The sequence below is a fragment of the Nocardia nova NBRC 15556 genome, from assembly GCF_001613005.1.
Classification (GTDB): domain Bacteria; phylum Actinomycetota; class Actinomycetes; order Mycobacteriales; family Mycobacteriaceae; genus Nocardia; species Nocardia nova.
On record NZ_BDBN01000090.1, the window covers coordinates 18,884 to 37,821 of the forward strand.

Sequence of the window (18,938 nt, forward strand, 5' to 3'; positions counted from 1 at the left end):
CCTCCGGGAGTCGCGGCGGGTACGGACGGCGGGGTCATCTCAGGCATGTGCGGCCGCCAATTCCTCCGGCAGCGACGGCTGTCCGACGACCCCGTGGCGCGCGACCACGCTGTCGTAGACTTCCGGCCGCCGGTCCCGCAGGTTGTACATGCCGCCGCCGCGGGCCAGCCCGAGTGCCCGGCCGACATCGACCGTGGCGGTCGCCAGTCCCGGCGCGGTGCCGGTGGTGGCGAGTATGTCGCCGCCCGGCCCGACGATCTTGGCGCTGCACACGAACCGCAGCGAGCCGAAGGTGCCGGCCTGGTTGGAAGCGATCCACACCACCTGGTTCTCGACGGCGCGGGCGCGGTCGAAGATGTCGAAGCGCTGGGTCCAGCGGTCGTCCTCGAGGCGTTCGGCGGTGGCGGTGCGGGCGGTCGGCCACGCCGAGAGCGAGGTGATGATCTCCGCGCCGTCCAACGCCAGGGCGCGCGCGGCCTCGGGGAAGGCCTTGTCGTAGCAGATCTGCATCCCCATCCGCCCGATCGGCGTGTCGAAGGCGTGATACTCCGAACCGGCGGCGTAACAGAGGTTTTCGCCCAGCGGCTGATGCACTTTGCGGTAGGAGCCGAGGATGCCGTCGCCGGACAGCGTCACCGCGGCGTTGTAGCGCAGCTCGCCGTCGGCCTCGCAGAAGCCGAGGGTGACGACGAGATCCCCCGCCATAGCGGCGATCCGCGCCAACTCGGGCCCGTCCAGGGCGAGGGCGGGCGGCAGGCTGCGCAACCGGCGTTGCCGGGCCTCGTCGTTCTCGGCGCCGCCGCCCAGACTGGGCAGATAGCCGCCGAGACATGCCTCGGGCAGGACCAGCAGCCGGCTACCGCGAGCACGAGCCTGCCCGATCAGTGCCGAGATGGTGTCGTAGCAGGCCTCCATATCGCGGCCGAATTCGGCGGCGGCCACGGAGATGGTCAATTCGGTCATGAGATACCCAATCCGGTCACGGTGCCGGGCACCGCTGTGGTGGTGGTTCCGTCCGGCCAGCGCAAACGCACGCCGGGTTCGGAGGTGAGGACGCCGCATACCGCGGAGGTGGCGGGTCCGGTGGGGCCGGTCGCGGATCCGGGGCGGTCGGCGGTGAGCATGGCGAAGCCGGGGAAGCAGGTGATCCATTCGGCCGGCGCGGTATTCGCCGGACGCGGCATCCGGGCCACGTCGAGCACCGCGCCGACACCCGATGCTTCGGCCAGCATGCCCGCCGTACCGGCGATCCCGGCCATGCTGACATCCTTCGCGGCCGCCGGCGCGGTGTCGGCGACGAACCGGCCCAGCGCCCGCAGCTCGTCTCCGGTGCGGTAGGAAGACGAATCCCATTGCTGCCCCGTATATCCGGCGCGCCAGCGGCCACCGAGATCCGCGGTGAGCCGAAGTTCGTGGCCTGCCCGGCCCCCGCCACCGGGAACGGGCCGGGCGGTGCGACCCAATGCGGTCACTGCCAGTGCGGCCGGGCCGATCTGGGTATGCCCGCCCAATACGGGCACACCCCAAGTGTCGGCGGCCCGCGCCAGGCCGCGCAGGATGCGGGTGAGCAGCGAACGGGTCGGTGCCGCGACCGCGTCGAGCAACCCCACGGGTTCGGCGCCCATCGCGGACAGATCGTTGAGATTCACCAGGGCCGCGCACCAGCCCGCCCATTCCGGATCGCGTTCGACCATCGAGGCGATGATGGCGTCACATGCGGCGACGAGATCGCTGCCCGGCACCGGCGCACCGTCATCGCCGCGAAAGTGTCTGCCGCCCAGGGCAGATGGATCATTCCCGAGAGTGGTCAGCAGCGGGCCCAGCATCGCCTTGGTCGAGCGCGTGAGCCGGTCGATGCGGTCGATGGGCCAGCGCACGCGAACGTGCGGTGCGCCGCCGAACGTGGTGTCTCCCAGCGGAATCCAGCCGAGGTGGGTAAACAGCGCGGCGTATCGGTGCTGCACCGTCGCCTCGAAGCGCAGCACGTTGTTGCTCTCCGCGTAGGCGCAGGCCGCGCGTACGAGGGCATTGCCCACCCCGCGCGTGCGGCGGCCACAGTCCACGACCAGCCGGCTGCCGGCCCACCAGCCGAGATCCTCGGCGGTGGCGGGCGCCAGGCGCACACCACCCAGCACAGTGCCGTCCGACGCCAGTGCGACCAGCACGACGGTGCGCGGATGATCGTCGATATCGTCGGCATCGCTACCCTGGAACAGGCCCTGTTCGACCACGAAGCTCTCGCGCCGCAGCGTTCGATAGGCGGCCAGCTGCCGGGAATCCGCCGGGCGAATCAGGAAGCCGCCGGGCGGTTCCTTCGGGTTCGGATGCCCGGACAGCACACAGTAATCGGGAGACGGCCTGCCGGATGCCACAGATCCCTCGAGCCACCAGCGCGGCGTGTCGATCGTCGTCATCTCAGCCTCCCGCGGTGCGCAGCACACTGCACGCGCCGCATGCCGCGCACCCGGCCGCCTGATCGGCGCCGCGCATCCCAGCGCGCCGCAGTTCGGTTGCGACCCTTCGCGTTACGTCCTCGAGCAGCGCCGGTGAGGGTGCGCTCGCGTTGTCGACGTCGACGGCGAGGGTTCCGGCGAGCGGCCGGAAGGGAACGATGAAGGGGTACACACCCATCGCGATCAATTCCCGTGCCCCACCGACCAGTTCGTCGGGATCCTCGCCGAGCCCTACCAGGAGATAGGTCGACACCTGGTTGCGCCCGAACACCCGCACCGCCTCGGTCCACGCCGCCCGGTAATCCGCGAGCGGCACCGTCGATTTGCCCGGCATCCAGCGCGCACGGACCCGATCGTCGAGCGATTCGACATGAATGCCGATGGATTCCGCTCCCGCCGCCCGCAGCTCCGCGAGGACCGACAGATCCCCGGGTGGCTCACACTGCACCTGAATCGGCAGCTGCGGCACGGTGCGCTTCACCGCCCGCACACAGCGCGCGAGATGTCGTGCGCCACGGTCCTTTCCGGCGGTGGTGCCGGTGGTCATCACCATCTGCCGCACCCCGTCGAGCCGGACCGCGGCGGCCGCGACCTCGGCAAGGTGCTCGGGCCGCTTGACCGCGACGGTCGTGCCCGCCGCCAGCGACGCCTCGATCGCGCAGAATCGGCAACGTTGGTCCTCGCCGTATCGAATGCACGTCTGGACCACCGTCGTCGCGAGCACATCCGTGCCGTGCAGCCTCGCGATCTGCTCGTAGCCGATGCCCTCGGCGGTGCGCAGGTCGTAGAACCTGGGCCGCCGCACCGGCTCGACGGTGACGCCGAGATCGGTGCCGTCGCGCAGCAGACGATCCCCGCTCAGCGTGTAGGGGCTGTCGGATCGGATGGGAATGGCAGCGCCGGCACCCCCGAACGACACATGACCGTCGTCGCTGGGCCCGGCTCCGGAACGGCGCTGCACCGGCACATCGACGCGAATACCGAGTAGCGCCAGGTCTACTCGCGTGGATACCTCGGTCATGCCGGCCGCCTACACCTGATAGGTGGAGTTGATGATCGCGCCCTTGCGTGCGTAGTAGATCAGCGCATCCTGCACATCCAGCGGATGCGCGGGAATGACCCCCTCGATCAGGTCCTCCTCGCGGGCCCCGTGCAGAGCCAGGCCGAAGCGGCAGGCGAATACCTTGCCGCCCTCCTTGATGAAGGTCGACAGCGCGTCGTTGATGTTCTGCTCACCCGGAAAACCGCTGTCCCCAGTGGTCGGGAATCCGCGGTTGGCGATGCAGTTGATCGCACCCGGCCCATAGAAGTAGATCGCCGACTCGAACCCCTTGCGCAGCGCCCGAGTCGCCTGCAGGACGGCCACGAAACTCACCGACGACTCGTGCGCGATCCCGTGCACCAGGGTGAAGTATGTTTCCCCGGCCTCGGCCTGATAATCGGGAAAGATTTTGGTGGCGCCATAGATATTGGTGCCTTTCGGCAGCGCCGGATGCGGAATCTCGGACAGCGATTTCGCGATGTTCTCCTCGATCGCCTTGTCGATCTCGGAGGTGGTTTCGGTGGGTGCGGACATGCTTGTCTCCTGGGGATGTGACGAGGACCGGTGAGGAATCGAGGTGATTCACCGATGGGTTCAGTTCACGCCCCAGGTGTTTCGTGATGGTCACATCCGGAGTAATACGACGTTGCCGGGTCTTCACCGTCTACGATCGTGATTCAGCGCTGATAATCTGTTGTGCGGCAACATGTCTCGACGCACCCGGCATCCGAATACGTGGAATTTCGGAAGGCGGATGCCCTGCCGCGTAATCAACGTGCTGGGATTTCTCTCCCGCCGTTAACATTCGGCTGCCGTGGCAAGAGCCGATTTGTAACAGGAGCGTCATCGACGCGGCTGCCGGCCGGGCTCGGGCAGATGGTTGTCGCCCGGAATACGATGCCGATGCGGTCAGGCTTCGGGAATTCGATCGCCGATCTCGCCCGTGCGTGCGGTGCCAGGTTCCCATCCGGGCGGCCCGAACAAATATCCGGCCCATTCGCGAATTCGCTTGGTGGAGCGCAGATCCCGCCACAAGGCGCCGAATTCGTAGTACTGGAGCGTGAGGACGTTCGAGCTGTCGATGTTCTTCGTGAGTCCGTAGGTGGGGCGGAAGGTCTCCGCGCGGAAGGTGCCGAACATGCGGTCCCACAGAATCAGGATGCCACCGTAATTACGGTCCAGATACTCCCGATCGCTGGCATGGTGCACGCGGTGATGGGAGGGGGTGTTGAAGACGAATTCGAACGAGCGAGGGAGTTTTCCGATGGTCTCGGTGTGCACCCAGAACTGGTAGACGAGGTTGAACGACCAGGCCGTGAAGATCATCCACGGCGGCACACCCAGGAGCGGCAGCGGAACCCAGGCCAACAGTTCGAACCACGGATTCCACTTCTGGCGCAGTGCGGTCGCGTAGTTGAAGTACCGGCTGTTGTGGTGCACCTGATGCGCCGCCCAGACCACCCGGACTCGATGCGCGAGCCGGTGATAGGCGTACCAGAGCAGATCCACCGCGAGCATGACTGCCACCCACGACAGCGGGTTGCGCGGGTCGACGTGCCAGGGGGCGTGCACGTACAGCACGGCATAGCCTATGAGTGCGGCGAATTTCGCGGCACCGCTGACGAAGAGTGAGACGAAGCCCATGGTCAGGCTGGTCCGCGCGTCGATCACGTCGTAGCCGGCGCGGTCCTCGGCGTGACCGCGCAGGGCGGCGATCTCCAGGACCATCGCGAGCACGAAGAACGGAACCGCGTAGGTCACCGGCTGGTTGATCTGTTCCCACAGGGTCATCGCAGGCACTCTCCGGAACGATTATATGACCCTACGGTCACTTCATTGAAAGTGACCGTAGGGTAAGTTCGGGCGCATGTCAACGGCCGCCGGACTCGGAACCAAGGGCATGCCCGCGCAGGACCGTCGCGAGGAGATCCTGATCGCCGCCATGCGGGAGTTCGCCGAACGCGGATTCGCCGCGGTGTCGATGGTGTCCATCGCCGGGCGCGCGGGCATCTCCAAGGCCCTGGTCTACCAGCACTTCACCTCGAAGGAACAGCTCTACGCGGAGTGCCTGACCGCGCTGGCCGACCCGCTCCTGGAGCGCCTCGACGACGAAATGGACCCCGCCACAGCACCTTTCGCGATGCCAGGCAACGCCTTGCGCGGCCTCTTCGACACCCTCGGCCCAGACCGAACCGCCTGGCGGATCATCCACGACCCGACCGCACCGCCGACCGGTGCGGTGGCGGACCTGGTACACGGCTACCGCCACCGGATCGCCGCACACGCCGACTCGGGCGTACGCCGGTTCCTCGACGCCCTGGGCGACACCGACGAACGCGATATCGAAGCCCTCGCCGGCATCTGGACCGCCGCGGTCGACGCGGTAATGGCCTGGGCGCGAGCACATCCCGAAGAATCGGCCGCCGACCTGACCGCCCGCTTCACCCGTTTGATCGAGATCGTCTTCTCGATCGGAGCAACCCGCTGAAACGGCTCGTGTAGAACCATCGAACTCGGCGCGCCGAGCACGCGCATCCTGGTCGAAGTAGGGGACCGAAACAGGGAGGATCGGATGACGGCAAGGGGTCCGGACCCGACGAGTGCGGCTCCGGGAGACCGCTCGGCTGGGATCCCGCCGCAGTATCGCCTGCGCGACCTCTGGATCATCCGCCACGGCGAAAGCCGAGCCAATGCCGCGTTCAGCGCCGGCGCCGACGAGCCCTTCCCCGGCAGCGACTGCGATGTCGAGCTCTCGCCCACAGGGTACGAGCAAGCCGCCGGGCTCGGACGCTGGCTGGCCGGGCTGGACCCGGAGCGAGCGCCGCAGCTGGTGGTGTGCTCACCGTATCTGCGCGCGCAACAGACCTGGGCGGCGATGGCGCGCACTGCCGAAGGCACCGGCGCCTTACCCATGGTGACCGACGAACGCTGCCGTGACCGCGAGATGGGAATCTTCGAACTCTTTCCGCCGCAAGCCATTCGACGCCGAGCGCCGCAGGAGTTCGAGCGCCGCGCCCGCCTCGGCGAATGGTTCTATCGGCCGCCGGGTGGGGAATCGCCGGCAGATGTCGCGCTGCGGATGCGTGATCTGCTCACCGAACTCGACCGAACCACCGCCGAGCGGATTCTGATCGTCGCCCACGACGCGATCGTCGTCACCGCAGCACACGTCCTGGCCGGTGTGGGTGCGACGTCACCGGCTGATATGCCGCCGGTGCCGAACGCCTCGATCACGCACTGGCACAACGGCGAGCACCATCTGCGGCTCGCCGCATGGGGCATTACGACATCCGCGCGCGACAATACGATGCCGGGGACCATCGACGAGTGAGCGGGGCGCGACCCACTCGCCCGTTCAGGTGAACAGCGCGGCACGCGCGGCCGTCAGAGCCACCTTCGCGGCGGCGTCCGCGGTGCCGTCGTCCACCCGCTCTCCGGTGATCAGAACGCGGAAGTAGATCGGCGCCACCAGCGTTTTGATCATCTCCGCCGGATCGGTGCCTTCGGGTAGCTCCCCGCGAGCGATCGCGCGCGTCACCACCGGCAGCGTTTGCCGAATCCGATCGCGGAAGACATGGCGTGCCGAGTTCGGGGGTGCGGGCAGGCCCGCGGCGGTGGACACCAGCACGGCCAGAATGGCTCGCCCGGAGGCGCTGTCGGCCCAGGCGACGAGGCTGCGCGCCAGCGCGCGGAGATCCTCGTCGACCGAACCGGTATCGGGAATGGGAATTTCCGCCGCGACACTCTCGGCCAGCGCCTCGGCGATCAGGCTGTCGCGGTCGGGCCATCGCCGGTAGACGGTGGTCTTGTGCACTCCGGTGCGCTGGGCGACGTTGTCGATCGTGAACGCGGCGTATCCGCGTTCGCTCAGCTCGTCGACGGTGGCGGCGAGCACGGCGGCGCGGACCTTCGGTCCACGTCCCAGAGGCGCGGACGAACTCATTGCAACTCCTAGTTGCGATATCGCGGACGGGCGGGCATGCTGACGATATCGCAACTCGATGTTGCGATACTCAGATGGGAGTCTCGATGCTGTCGAAACTTGTCCGGGGAGCCGCACTCCTGTTCCCCGGTCTGCTGGCCGGAGCGTTCGGCTACGGCGCCGTCAATGTGCTGTACGCGTTTCGTGAAGTGCCCCTTGATGTTCGGTTCACGTTCCATGTCGCGCTCATGCGAGTCAACGGCCCGGTCATGCAATCGCTGATGGCGCTGGCGGTGCTCGGTACCTTGGTGCTCGCGGTGCGATCGCGGGGAGGGCAGCGTCGGATCGCCGCGAGCGCGACGGTGCTGGTGTTGCTCTCCTTCCTGGTGACGCGATTCGGGAACGTGCCGATCAATCAGCAGATCAAACGGTGGGCGGTAGGCACCCCGCCGGCGAATTACGCCGATATCCTGCGACGCTGGGAACTGTTCCATTTCACCCGAACCGGTTGCGCCGTAGCCGCATTCGTTCTGGTGATCGTCGCGGTGGTCGGATTCGCCGCGGCCGACGACGGCATCCGCCGGAAGGACAATCCGCATCGGTCGCCCTCGCGACGCGACTTCCGCAATCGCATCGTCGTCACCGCCCATCGCATCGGCCTGCCGTTCGGCCCCATCCACCTGCTCACCGTTGCGGGTCGTTCGACGGGAATTCCCCGGACCACGCCCGTCGCCCCGATACAGCTCGACGGCGACCGGTACCTCGTGCAGGCCTATCCGAACGCCGAATGGGTCGAGAATGCCCGCGCGGCAGGACGCGGTGTGCTCGCTCGCGGCCGGAAATCCCGGGTCGTGAATCTGATCGAAGTGCCCGAACCGCAGCGCCAACCCATGCTGCGTGCGTTTCCTGTGCAAAATCCCAGGGGTGCACAAGCTTTCGTCAGGAATGGTCTGGTCGAATCCGGCTCGCCGGACAGCTTCGCGGACGCGGCGGGCCGCTGCGCCGTCTTTCGCATAGAGCCGGTCTCCTGAGGCCGAATGTCGTCGCCGGTGCTGTATTCGGAGAGGAACCAATGATCCGCACGTCGTTTACGCCCGTCACCGGGCATGCCCTGGGAGTCGTTGCCGACGGCACCGTCAAAATAGTGCTCGCCGCCGTCTACATCATCGGCGCCGAATCGCTGAGTCATCGACTCGGTGTCGCCACCTGGCTCATGATCGCCTGCGCCGCAGCCCTGCTCATCGCAGGCGCCGGTGAATTCGCACACCTGCGCAGCCGCCCGATGAGCACAATTATGCGGCTCATGATCGGCTACGACACCGGCTGGACGGTTGTCACCCTCGTCGCCCTGCTGCTGGCATGGCAGGGGAACAGGACGGGCGGCGAACTCTGGATCGGTTATCAGACACTCGCGCCCCTCCTCTTCGCGGCTCTGCTCGGGGTGGCAGGCGACCGGAAATCCGAATCCGATCAGGTCGGCGCCGGCAACTCCGGCTCCGCATGATCGCTTCCTGGCGTGCGCTCCGTCGCGGGAGAGGAGCCGCATCTCAAACCCGACTCGTCCGTATGTACTGATGAGTAATGACGGCTTCGGTAATTCATTGTCTTACAACGCTTTCGACTGATGTAAGGTACTGTGCCTCTGGCGCCGCGATCGGTGGAGGCGTCGGATCGCTCGGATAATCGTTGTCTTACAGTGGAATCGAGATACGTGCGTGAATCACAAGCTCTGGTTGCTCGGTCGTTCTGTCACCGTCGGAACCCGGATGCTGGGCGAGAAGATTCACGGACCCAGATTGCGCTCCCTCGCCGACGTGCCGATCTCCGGTGACAAGATCACCCCCGAATGGCTGACCGCGGTGCTGTGCCGCGATGTTCCCGGGGCCGAGGTGTCGGGCTTCGAGACGTCCAACGGCAGCAGCGGCACCTCGACGAGGGTGGCGATCACGGTCGAATACAACGATGTGGGGACCCGGGCGCAGTTGCCGACCCGCTTGTTCGCCAAGACCACCACCAGTTTCAGCCAGCGGATCCTGCTGGGCGGCGGAAAGATGATCGACGGGGAAACCCGGTTCTTCCGCGACTTCCGCCCCGCCGTCGACATCGAGGCGCCGATCGGATACTGGGGCGCGTCCGACCCGGCCTCGTGGCGGTCGATCGCCCTGATGGAGGACATCGCCGCGACTCGCGGCGCCGTCTTCAGCGAGCCCACCGCCTCGATCACCCGCGAGCAAGCCGAGGATCTGGTCCGCAATCTCGCCCGCCTGCACGGCACCTTCTGGGAATCCGAGGCGATCGACGTCCTCAACACCCCGGCGTACATGCTCGATGTGTATCTGTCCGCGATCGATATGAAGAAGCGGTGCGAAGTGGGCCTGCGCCGCGCGGAGGAGGTTGTTCCGCCCGCCCTGCACGGCAGCAGCGAACGGCTGTGGGCCGGCGTCGAGCGGGCGGTCACCATCGCGACCGAAGAGGTTCCGCCGACACTGCTGCACGGCGATCCCCACATCGGGCAGACCTACCGCACGAGCGCCGGCCGCATGGGTTTCGTGGACTGGCAGGTCGTGATGCGGGGCGGATGGGCACACGATTTCGCGTACACCGTCAATTCCGGCTGCGAGCCGGAAGACCGCCGACTATGGGACAGGGACCTGCTGGCGGCCTACCTGGACGAACTGGGAGAGGCCGGCGGCAAGCCCCCGGCCTTCGAGGACGCCTGGTTGCTCTACCGGCAGCAGTCGCTGTTCGCCTACGCCGCATGGGCTTTCACCATCGGGCGTGCGAGTTATCAGCCCAAGATGCAGTCGAACGAAACCTGCCTGACCCTGTTACGGCGCATCACCACGGCCATCGACGACAACGATTCGCTGGGCGCCCTCGGCGTCTGACGCACCAACGCTTTACCACGAATGATCATCGTGCTGCCGATGGTCGTCCCGGCCAGGGTCGTCCGGTGCGACTACCGCAGCCTTCGACGCGCGCGACATCGCGTCATGCAGTTCGACGCAGCGTGCGATACGACAACTGGAGTGGTTGATGACTACGTCACAGTTCCCGACCCGCCCGACGATGTGTCCCGTTGCCCACGGCTCTCCGACGAGTTCCGACGGCCCGCGAGTCCCGCTGTTCACCCCGGATTTCTCCGACGACCCGCACCGCGTCTACCGCGAAATGCGCAGCCGATACGGCTCGCTCGCGCCCGTCGAACTGGCGCCGGGCGTGCCCGCGACGCTGGTGATCGGCTACCGCACCGCGGTGCGAATTCTCAACGACCCCGAACACTTTCCCGCAGACCCGCGCGTGTGGCAGCAGACCGTGCCCTCGGATTGCCCGATCCTTCCGCTGCTGGAATGGCGCCCGATGGCCAGCAGAAGTTCCGGTGCCGATTTCCACCGCTACCGTGAGGCCATTACCGCCGGTATCGACGCCGTCGACCTGCACTCGTTGCGCGCGGCGGTCGAGAAGGCCACGCTTCCCCTGATCAACAGCTTCTGCCAGGACGGCAAGGCGGAACTGATCACCCAGTACATCTACCCCCTCGCATTCGAACTCGTGAACGTGATGCTCGGTTGCCCGCCCGAGATCGGCGCGCAGGTCGCGGCCGGAACGGCCAAACTGCTCGAAGGCGTCGACGCCGAACAGGGCAACCGCATCCTCGGCGAGGCGCTGATGAGTCTGGTGCGCCTCAAACGAGCCACCCCGAGCAACGACATCACCTCGGTACTGCAACAACACCCGGCCGCCCTCGACGACACCGAGGTCTCCCACCACGTCTCCCAGATCTACGGCACCGGAATCGAATTCGAGCTGAACCTCATCGCCAACACGTTGCTGCTGGTCCTCACCGACAACCGATTCGGCGGCAGCGTGCTCGGCGGCAATCTCTCCTCCCGCGACGCGGTCGACGAGGTGTTGTTCAACGACCCGCCGCTGGCGAACCTCCTGATCACCTACCCCCGCCAGCCCATGCTGATCGACGACGTCTGGCTACCCGCCAATCAGCCGGTTGTCATCAGCATGGCCGCCTGCAACAACGACCCCGTGATTCGCAGCGACGATATGACGGGCAACCGATCGCACCTGGCCTGGGGCATCGGCCCGCACGCCTGCCCCGCGCAGTCGATCGCGTATCTGATCGCTCAGGAAGCGATCGACCAACTCCTCGACGCCCTCCCCGAAATCGAGCTCGCGACGGATGCGCCGAGCTGGCGACCGGGACCGTTCCACCGGGCCTTGACCGCTTTGCCGGTGACATTCCCGCGGACCGAGCCGCTGAATTTGAACAACAAGCCGGCAATGCCGGGGTGAGAGCCGAGCAGGCCGAGGATCGCGCGACCACTGCTATTCGGACATGGAGTCCACGGCCTTCCCGATTCGAACGAGGCTGGTCGCATACCGTTCGTCGACGCTGGTTCGCGCGCTGACGACCTCGACGATCTTCTTTCCGATGCTCTCGAGTTCCGCCAGGCTGGACAGGATGTCCTGTTTCCGCGCCGACGCGAAATCGACGAGCGCCGGTCCGCTCTGCCAGCCTTCGTTCGCTTGCCGCGCCGGTTCGATCTCATCGAATTGTTGCTCGAGCCGGGTTCGGGATTCATTGCTGTTGGTGGAGATGTCCACCCCGGCCTGTTGCGCGGTGGCCGGGTCGATACAAACGTCTGTCATGATGAAGCCCTGTCAGAAGAACGCTTCGCACGGATGGTAGCGAGGCGAGATCGGTTCGTCGGTATTCGATTGCAGCAGCGCGGATCCCACGACCAACGCGTAACCGACGCTGATGATCATCGCCGACGCCGCGACGACGATCGCAAGGACCCTTCCCGAGGTCGAGGAGAATCGCGCGGCGGCGACGATGAACACCACTGCCGCTGCGGCAGCACAGATCAAGAGGGCCGTCGCGGCCCAGCTGGAGGCGGTGGCGGCCGTCGGAACGGGAATGCTTCGCGCACAATGCGATTCGAGAAGAACGTCCGTCCGCTCCGCGAGTTTGTGATCGGCCACCACCAGTAGGAGAACGGCAGATGCGAAGCAGGCGAGGAAGATCGCGGCGGCCACGATCGCGGGGCGTTTCAACTACCAGGTCTCCTTCGGCCGAATGATCCGCACGTTCTGTGTGCCGCCGTCCTGATTCGAGAATCCGATCCGGTCGGTCAGGCTGAAGTCCTTCCCGTTGGTGGTGTGCTGGGAGTAGAGGATGTCGCCGTTGGGAAGCACCGCGGTGACCACTGCCGTGTGGTGCGCTTCGCCCGGCTTGTAGTCGCCGACGTTCTGCGTGTGCTCCCAGTAGACGAGATCACCGGGTTTCGCGCCGGCGGTCCCGACCTCCTCCGCCCCATTGTTCAGGAAGAAGTTCTTCTCCTTCTCGGCATTGAACCAGGTATCGCTGTGGCTCAGTCCCTGCAGGGAACCGGGCCCCGGCGGGTCGAAGTTGATTCCCGCGGCCCGGCTGCGGTTCCAGCCGTCCGAATCGGTGGTCAGGGTGCCTTTGTAGTCGAGGCCGGCCGACGCGAGGGTGGTGGAAACGAAGTTCGCGCAGTTGTTCTGGAACTTGTCGATCGAGGTATCGTTCGCGTGGTCGCGAGCGAACTGCACCGCCTTCACAGCGTTGTAGCCGTTGGAACCCTCGAGCTCCTTCTGCACGCCGTCGGGGATTCCGTTGAGGTCGTGAAGTTCGACCGGCACCGCCAACATGAGTTGTTTGCGCCGATCGACGGCCAGCGAGTCCCACCACGCCTTCACCACATCGGGGGGCTGGCCCTGCGGCAGGGTCTCGCGAATGGCGTCGAGTGCGTCGGCCACTGCCGCGGACTGCTGTTTCAACGCATCGTCGAGCGAGCTGGTGTCGACGTTGATATTCAGATTGCGCAGCGCGCCGGCGACTTCCTGGTCGGCCCGATCCGCCGCATCGATCGCATCCTTGATCAGCGCGTTGTACCGCCGGCAGTCATCCGCCGCGGTCGCCGGATCGTGATGCCCGGCAGGTACGACCAGAACGTCGCCCTCGAGCTCCAGGCCCGCGACCGTCCCCGCCGTGATCGCCGAACCGGCCTGTGCCTGCGCGATCCGAGGCGCGTCTTCCAACGTGTCCAGCGCGGTGACGGCACCTCGCAGCAGGACGCCGATCTCCTCCAACTTTCCCGTGACATCGGAGATCCGCCCGCGCACGAGCTCACCCAGATAGTCGGTCCAGGATTCCTCGAGCCGCCGCGATCCATTGGCATGGATCTCGGCGACGGCCTCCTCGCAGTCCTTGGCCGCCGCCAGCAGATCATCGGCCGCGGCCTGCCAGCTGCCCGGATCGGCGTACCTGAGTTGATGCAGATCCATGACCGTCCCCCCGTGCTTTGATGGTGGCCTGAGGGTAGTCAAAGCGCCAAAAACGGGCAAATGGAACAAATTTGGTGGCGCGGCGATCTCGGCCGGACGAACCGCACGCCGCCGGGCTATTTGCGGTGTCGGCCGGTATACCCCTCGGTCGACGGAGAATCCTGAGTATTCTCGCGACTGCCGGCCTCGCCGCCGGAGCCATCGGCCGCACCTTTGCCGATCCGGCGCGGTTTGGCGATCCGCCGGATGCCGGCGGCTGGGGCAGCTTCACCAGCTCGTTTCCGTCGCAGTTCGTCCAAGTCGACGACGCTCGCGTCCTGATCGCCGGGGCAGGCGTCATCCGCCGCAGGGCTCGAATCGCCCACCGCGGGGCCGTGCCACGCCGCAGCAGGGTTCACCGGCCATGCCCCGGTCTCCCGCTGCAATTCCGACCGCATGACGGGTCTGGTCGGCGGCGGATCGTTGACGCGGCTGCCCTCCGAACGCCACGTCTTGCGGGCGGGTTGGGCAGCGTCCTGCGCCACCCGCCGGGGACGCCGGGGCAGCTGGACAACCTTAGGCGCGCCCGCTCCGGTGTCCTTCGGTGCGGATCGCGATCCCGGTACTTCCTGGTCAGACATCGAATTACCGGGCGACGAGCGCCGCTGTCCCAGTCGCAGCGCCGGTCAGGTCGCCGAGTCGATGTCCACTTTTGTGGCTGATGGTGGTGCTCACGTCCCTATTGTCTCAGAGTGTCGCGGGTGGAAGCGAGGTCGGTGCGGTCGGGCGCGTGATGCTGTCGAACCGGCGTCGATCGGAGGGTGAACTAGCGGGTCGCTGATGTGGTTCCGCGGGCCGGGCTCGAGGTGGTGATGAGCCGTCGATCCGAATCATCGGAATCCGTAATCAGAGGCAGTGCGCGGGCGGAGCTGGGCTCCAGCTGCCGATACAGCCTGCGCCGATGTACGCGAGCAGATCGATCACGGTCGAACCGGTTTGCAGGACGACGGGTGCGTTCGCGGTGATCTGGTCAGCGTTGCTGTACTCCAACGGGATTCCGGTTTCTGCGCCGGCGATGCCCGCGGGAGCGATACCGAAGGCGGCGACTGCGACGACGAGGACGGCAAGCCGTTTCATGGTGTTCCTCTCGAACAACTGCATCAGGTTTCAGCGTTCGAGCCAGCATAGTGTGAAGTGATCATGTTTCGGAGTGATCGGGGACTTTGCGCAGATAGGCGGACCGGCTGCTTGCGAGGGTGAAGAGCTGTGGGGGAGCCGCGACCCAGCGGGCTGCGGTACGCCCTGATAACCGCCGGTGCATCAGTACCAGAAGAGGTCAGTTGCCCGCGGCGGTCGCGGAGTCAGCGCGCTCGCAACGCGTGAGCCAGCGCTATCGGATCGGCCCTTTAGACGTCGGCGCCGTGGTGTAGCAGTCGGTCGCTGGCCCGAAATGTTCACAGCCCTGGAAGGTCGGAAATTCTGACACATCGAGGGCGAGGCTCGGGAGCTGTCACAAATGCTGTCGAACCTGAGCGAGCCCACCCTGCCGGGCGATAGATTTGAATGGAAGTAGTTCAATTTTCCTGTGGGGCGGGAGGATTCGTTGCATCACACACGTATGTCCGGACCGGTATGCCGGGCTGTAACAGTCATGTCTGCCATATTCGCGCTCGCGATGTCGAGCGCGACCGCCGCGGCCGAGTCGGCTCCAGGGGAGTCGGACCCTGCGCCCGCGGCCTGCTCCCTGGCTGCCGCCTCGGTGACTCGCACCGTCAACGGTCAGCCCTACCTGCTGCGCGTTCCCAGCGGCCTGACCGGCGCCGCGCCACTGCTGGTCGCGCTCCACGGCGGCGGAAGCAACCCCAGCAGGCACGAAACCCAATCGGGCTGGACACCTTTCGCCGCACAGCAGAAATTCATCGTCGCCTACCCGCAAGGCGGCAAAGACGACGTCACCGACCCCAACCGCCCCGACGACCGCAGCTGGTACTTCGAAAACGGCAACCGGCACGACGTCGACTTCCTGCAACAGGTCATCGCCGACATCGAGAGCCACTGGTGCGTCGACACCAAGCGTGTCTATATGTCCGGCCACTCCAACGGCGGCCAAATGACCTCCCGCATGGCCTGCGCCGCATCAGCACAACTGGGCGCGGTAGCGATGTATGCCGGCGGCTCGCACGGCGGCTGCGAAGACGGCGTCCCGATCCGCAAACTGTCCTTCGGATTCTTCACCGCCGACAACGACTTCACCCAGGCGCCCGTCTACGCGGCACACCTCCAGTGGCGCGGCACCATAGGTTGCAGCAACGACGCCGCCACCGAATCCGGCCCCGAAGTAGCGGAAGGCTACCGGTATTCCTGCGAGCAGGGCGCCAACGTCGTCTGGCGCAAATACAAAGCAGGCAGCCATGATTGGCCGAGCGGCGACCGCGGCGCCGATGTGCGCAACCGCATGTGGCAACTGTTCCAGAACCACCCACTACCGTGACAGCTCAGGCGCGCGACGGGACCCGTTGCGCGCCAACGAATCACGCTGATCAACCTGACGGGGTTCGCCGGAGATGCCTGATGATCAATCGTTGATATCGTCCGAATCGGAGTTGTCTTTCAGGTACTCCGGCCGTCCTGGCCAATGAGGTGGAGTGACAGACTGTCCCGTCCACGCATCCAGTGGCTGAATTTCGAAGATAGAACACGGCCGAAACCATCCTCGCCCCCAGGAATTCCTCAACCTCAACGCGGTTCCAATGATCGATTCGATGTCGGGGGAGCCCTTGGCGAGGGACCTAGCGGACAGTTCGGTGTCGTAACCGACCAGAATGCGGAAATGGTCGTCGTCCAAGACGAGTTCGAGATGGTCCGATTTCCACTCTATCCTGGTGACGGTTCTCCCGCGCAAAGGCTTGAACAACCAGCGATCCTCGTGCTCAACGATGGCCCGGGGTTCCTTATCAGCTCCCATAACTCCTCTAAAGGCGAGGCTTACTCCGTCCAGCCGCGGCGGTTCATACGCTCAAAATAGGCATCATCGGCTGCCTGGATGTCGTTCTCGGTCATTGGCTGATGGCGCGGCGGTTCCGGTGGTGCTGACCGCTCGCCAGTCAGGATCTCGAACTGCCGACGCATGCGAGGATCGCCCTGCTGAATGAGCCGTTGGACCTTTGTAGCTGCATCAGCTCGGGCCTTTCGATGAGCAGTACGCATCGAGTGGGCGAGCTGCTCGCTGGTCCAGCGCAGCGCGCCGGGCGCAATCCGAAGATCGGTGATGTCGCCGTTCGCGTCGACTTCTATTGCGACGCCTTGCAGTTGGCAGAGGCCCCGGATCGCAGCAACTGAGTCGGATAGCTGCCGACTGGTGCGTCGGACCTCATCGAGGTCGCGTTGTAGTTGTCGTTCCCATGCTTGCAGGTCTGCCATCGGGCGGGCTCTCCTCTTCACCGAGTGGAACCGGATTCTGGTGGTAGTGAACGATTCGCTGGCTACACTGTGCGCACTACGTCCCCAGGTTCTGCTCGCTCGGATATCTCTCGGGAGAACACGAACGAGTATTGCCCGGAAGGAGAGCGGTGAATTTCGATACCTTCCAGAACGCCGCGGACGGTTGACCCGTCGCTCTTGCGCAGTTCGACCTGGTCTCCGACGGAGAATATGTCGTCGGTTCGGCCGACTATGATCGGGTTGGGGCGAAAGCTCACCCGAAATATGTCATCGATCCGGAATTCGCTCACTCTCAGTGTCCTGCCTTTCCGGACAAGTAGTCGTTCCAGAATCTCTCGTCTGCGGCGTACGCCTCATCCTCGAGTTCGTTCGTCACGAGGTTGTTGGTCACCTTCCCCTGCGCATATTGGTCGATGTGGACTCGCTCGTGCACGAGATTCCGCATCAAACTCTCCTCATCGGCGAAGGCCGACGGTGCGAGGGCGATGTGGTCGCCTGACGTGCTCGCACTGGCGCCCACACTGTCGTAGTAGCGAATGTCGTCGGCAGAGTTCGCGATGTCGAAACGCACGCCCGTCAAGTCGACCCCTGCGCGGCGTGCGTATTCCTCGACGGTCTCTCTGGTCATCGGCAAGTGGTTTCCGCTGTCCAACACCTCACGATTTGTTCTACTCCGCATCCGTGAGAACAGGCGGCCATCGGACAACACGGCGCCCCCGCGATCGAGCGGTGTCAGCTTGACCTTTGCTGCATCCACCCAATTTCGCACTTTTTCGAAGATGGGCTTCATCTTGCCGACAAGCGGTTTGATGGCGTCAGTTACGATCTTCGCGATCTTGGTGGAAAGCTCGCCGATGATGGTTGCAATGCGGCGCCCTTTCATAGCGATGCGCCCGGCCATGGCGGTGTTTCCGACCCACTCGGACAGACTCCCCGTCACAGGGGCGAGGATGGCGAATACCCCCTCGGCTACCGCGGTCTCGACGACGAACTCCTTCAGTTCGTCCAGGATTTTGTGATGCGCTTCGTCCAGATGATGGGCGTAGTCGCCACAGGCGTTGCCGAGCGCATCGCACACATCTGCCAGCGCGTTGAAGTCGTTCTGCCGTTCCTGCGACGTCTGGACAGCGATGTCGATCTCGGGAGACTGCTGATTGGCGAGAAGAGTCTTGGCCTGCGGCACCTGTCCGGCGATGGTGCGGTAGTCGGCGGCGGCAGTCTGCCACGCGGTCTTTGCGGCACTCAGCTGATCTTGGTGTCCGTTCGGCCACGCGAACCCGACCACATCCTTGATGATCGACCATCCAAATGGTTCGGGGATACCATCACCGGCCGCGTTGGGTGCCGTCGAGGGCATACAGGGGTCCGGAAGCAGCTGCGGTGGAGGCGGAACCGGCAGATTGCGCTGATGCGCGGTGATCTCCGCAACCTCGTGATTGTGCGCTCCAACGACGAGAAGGTCACGGATCTGGCCACATGACGTGGTCAGCTTCGAGGACGCGGAAATCGCCAGCTGTGCCGATTCGTGGTAGGAGTCGGCCCACTGCTGACCGATGCTGTCGCTGCCGGCCATGCCGACGTACGAGTTGAGCACGTTGATCAGCGACGAATGGGTCGTCACCGAGTCGGTTGACATCTGTCCGAATACTTCTCCGGCAGAATGATATTCGTCTGCTCGGTGGACGATCACCGGGACGGTCGGCGTCGTCATTGTGGCCACATCCCGTGGTTTGTCTCTCCTGCGTTGTGGTAGGCCGACCGCGCATGGTCTAGC

General features: G+C 65.4%; 20 protein-coding genes. 7 read left to right on the plus strand and 13 right to left on the minus strand.

The genetic code is table 11. The features are described 5' to 3' along the window. Positions 1-39: 39 nt before the first annotated feature. The 5 genes from NN2_RS29470 to NN2_RS29490 form a co-directional block, all read right to left on the minus strand. Positions 40-963: a carbon-nitrogen hydrolase family protein gene (locus tag NN2_RS29470; RefSeq protein ID WP_063017800.1), complete on the minus strand. Its 924-nt coding sequence runs from the start codon at positions 961-963 to the stop codon at positions 40-42. Next, a complete protein-coding gene (locus NN2_RS29475) occupies positions 960-2,414 on the minus strand; it encodes an MSMEG_0567/sll0787 family protein (RefSeq protein ID WP_063017802.1) in 1,455 nt (484 codons plus the stop codon). Before NN2_RS29475 ends, NN2_RS29470 begins: the two co-directional genes overlap by 4 nt. 1 nt (position 2,415) lies before the next feature. After that, entirely contained in the window at positions 2,416-3,474 is a 1,059-nt protein-coding gene (locus NN2_RS29480) for an MSMEG_0568 family radical SAM protein (RefSeq protein ID WP_063017804.1), read from the minus strand. A 9-nt stretch (positions 3,475-3,483) separates the two neighbouring features. Next, positions 3,484-4,029, minus strand: coding sequence for an MSMEG_0572/Sll0783 family nitrogen starvation response protein (locus tag NN2_RS29485; RefSeq protein WP_030515292.1), 546 nt, complete (start codon positions 4,027-4,029; stop codon positions 3,484-3,486). A gap of 375 nt (positions 4,030-4,404) precedes the next feature. Continuing rightward, positions 4,405-5,286 carry a sterol desaturase family protein gene (locus NN2_RS29490; protein ID WP_063017806.1) on the minus strand — a complete coding sequence of 294 codons (882 nt, stop codon included), beginning with the start codon at positions 5,284-5,286 and terminating at the stop codon, positions 4,405-4,407. 76 nt (positions 5,287-5,362) lie between these two features. On the opposite strand from NN2_RS29490, the gene NN2_RS29495 reads away from it, so the two are divergent. Both NN2_RS29495 and NN2_RS29500 read left to right on the plus strand, forming a co-directional pair. Next, positions 5,363-5,983 carry a TetR/AcrR family transcriptional regulator gene (locus NN2_RS29495; protein WP_063017808.1) on the plus strand — a complete coding sequence of 207 codons (621 nt, stop codon included), beginning with the start codon at positions 5,363-5,365 and terminating at the stop codon, positions 5,981-5,983. Between the two features lie 84 nt (positions 5,984-6,067). Next, complete coding sequence (locus tag NN2_RS29500) at positions 6,068-6,826, plus strand: histidine phosphatase family protein (RefSeq protein WP_218022072.1); 759 nt, start codon at positions 6,068-6,070, stop codon at positions 6,824-6,826. A 24-nt stretch (positions 6,827-6,850) separates the two neighbouring features. On the opposite strand, the gene NN2_RS29505 is transcribed toward NN2_RS29500, so the two are convergent. Further along, on the minus strand, positions 6,851-7,438 hold the full coding sequence (locus NN2_RS29505) for a TetR/AcrR family transcriptional regulator (protein WP_063017810.1): 588 nt from the start codon (positions 7,436-7,438) through the stop codon (positions 6,851-6,853). 86 nt (positions 7,439-7,524) lie between these two features. Between NN2_RS29505 and NN2_RS38785 the strand changes: the two genes are divergently transcribed. The 4 genes from NN2_RS38785 (at position 7,525) to NN2_RS29530 (ending at position 11,725) form a co-directional block, all read left to right on the plus strand. After that, positions 7,525-8,448: a nitroreductase/quinone reductase family protein gene (locus tag NN2_RS38785; RefSeq protein ID WP_227462970.1), complete on the plus strand. Its 924-nt coding sequence runs from the start codon at positions 7,525-7,527 to the stop codon at positions 8,446-8,448. Between the two features lie 41 nt (positions 8,449-8,489). Then, positions 8,490-8,921 carry a hypothetical protein gene (locus tag NN2_RS29520; RefSeq protein ID WP_063017812.1) on the plus strand — a complete coding sequence of 144 codons (432 nt, stop codon included), beginning with the start codon at positions 8,490-8,492 and terminating at the stop codon, positions 8,919-8,921. A 211-nt stretch (positions 8,922-9,132) separates the two neighbouring features. After that, complete coding sequence (locus tag NN2_RS29525) at positions 9,133-10,305, plus strand: aminoglycoside phosphotransferase family protein (protein WP_063017814.1); 1,173 nt, start codon at positions 9,133-9,135, stop codon at positions 10,303-10,305. A gap of 148 nt (positions 10,306-10,453) precedes the next feature. Beyond that, complete coding sequence (locus NN2_RS29530) at positions 10,454-11,725, plus strand: cytochrome P450 family protein (protein WP_063017816.1); 1,272 nt, start codon at positions 10,454-10,456, stop codon at positions 11,723-11,725. Positions 11,726-11,758: 33 nt separating this feature from the next. Here the strand turns inward: NN2_RS29530 and NN2_RS29535 are convergent, their stop codons facing one another. From NN2_RS29535 to NN2_RS29555, 4 genes are all read right to left on the minus strand, one after another. Next, on the minus strand, positions 11,759-12,082 hold the full coding sequence (locus NN2_RS29535) for a hypothetical protein (protein WP_146098596.1): 324 nt from the start codon (positions 12,080-12,082) through the stop codon (positions 11,759-11,761). 12 nt (positions 12,083-12,094) lie between these two features. Beyond that, positions 12,095-12,490, minus strand: a complete 396-nt coding sequence (locus NN2_RS29540) for a hypothetical protein (protein WP_063017818.1) — start codon at positions 12,488-12,490, stop codon at positions 12,095-12,097. Continuing rightward, positions 12,491-13,744 carry an amidase domain-containing protein gene (locus NN2_RS29545; RefSeq protein WP_063017820.1) on the minus strand — a complete coding sequence of 418 codons (1,254 nt, stop codon included), beginning with the start codon at positions 13,742-13,744 and terminating at the stop codon, positions 12,491-12,493. It abuts the gene before it with no gap. An 885-nt stretch (positions 13,745-14,629) separates the two neighbouring features. After that, entirely contained in the window at positions 14,630-14,884 is a 255-nt protein-coding gene (locus NN2_RS29555) for a hypothetical protein (protein WP_063017824.1), read from the minus strand. 424 nt (positions 14,885-15,308) lie between these two features. Between NN2_RS29555 and NN2_RS29560 the strand changes: the two genes are divergently transcribed. Next, complete coding sequence (locus NN2_RS29560) at positions 15,309-16,214, plus strand: CE1 family esterase (RefSeq protein ID WP_156511508.1); 906 nt, start codon at positions 15,309-15,311, stop codon at positions 16,212-16,214. Positions 16,215-16,298: 84 nt separating this feature from the next. On the opposite strand, the gene NN2_RS37905 is transcribed toward NN2_RS29560, so the two are convergent. The 3 genes from NN2_RS37905 to NN2_RS29565 form a co-directional block, all read right to left on the minus strand. Continuing rightward, the gene (locus NN2_RS37905) at positions 16,299-16,688 is read right to left on the minus strand and encodes a hypothetical protein (protein ID WP_169812463.1); all 390 of its coding nucleotides are present in this window, start codon (positions 16,686-16,688) and stop codon (positions 16,299-16,301) included. A gap of 20 nt (positions 16,689-16,708) precedes the next feature. Then, positions 16,709-17,143 (minus strand): hypothetical protein, encoded by a 435-nt coding sequence (locus tag NN2_RS36670; protein ID WP_082857370.1) that lies wholly within the window; start codon positions 17,141-17,143, stop codon positions 16,709-16,711. Positions 17,144-17,456: 313 nt separating this feature from the next. Then, on the minus strand, positions 17,457-18,875 hold the full coding sequence (locus NN2_RS29565) for a WXG100-like domain-containing protein (protein ID WP_063017828.1): 1,419 nt from the start codon (positions 18,873-18,875) through the stop codon (positions 17,457-17,459). Positions 18,876-18,938: the final 63 nt, after the last annotated feature.